This window comes from Mesorhizobium sp. M2A.F.Ca.ET.037.01.1.1 (assembly GCF_003998075.1).
Lineage (GTDB): Bacteria > Pseudomonadota > Alphaproteobacteria > Rhizobiales > Rhizobiaceae > Mesorhizobium.
Window position 1 is genome coordinate 1 of record NZ_RZSA01001726.1, and the last position, 552, is coordinate 552.

A 552-nucleotide genomic window follows, 5' to 3' on the forward strand; every position below is an offset into this window, starting at 1 on the left:
CTTCTGGACGTAGAGCACGCGCAGCGCCGGCCAGCGCTGCTCGGCGCTGCGCGTGCTCTACGTCCAGAAGGACGTCGAGAAAAAGATGCTGGAGATGCTGAAGGGCGCGATGGAAGCGCTCAACGTCGGCAATCCCTGGGCCATCTCGACCGATGTCGGCCCGGTCATCGACGACGAGGCGCAGGCTTCGATCAGCGACTATTGCAAGAAGAAGGGGCTGGAAGGCCGGCTGATCGCCAGGATCGAAGCTCCGGCCACCGGCCGCTTCGTCGCCCCGCATGTCTTCCGCGTCAAGGGCATCGAGGAGATGGAGCGCGAGGTGTTCGGCCCGGTGCTGCACGTCGCGACTTTCGACGCCGACGAGATCGACCAGGTCATCGCCGCCATCAACCGCAAGGGCTATGGCCTCACCTTCGGCCTGCATACGCGCATCGAGGGCCGGGTCCAGCATTTCGTCGACGGCATCCATGCCGGCAACATCTATGTCAACCGCAACCAGATCGGCGCCGTGGTCGGCTCGCAGCCCTTCGGCGGCGAGGGGCTTTCGGGCAC

General features: G+C 65.4%; 1 pseudogene. It reads left to right on the forward strand.

Annotated elements, in window-relative coordinates:
* Window positions 1-19: 19 nt before the first annotated feature.
* Window positions 20-552, forward strand: a pseudogene (locus EOA27_RS39460) (aldehyde dehydrogenase family protein); the annotation flags it as partial.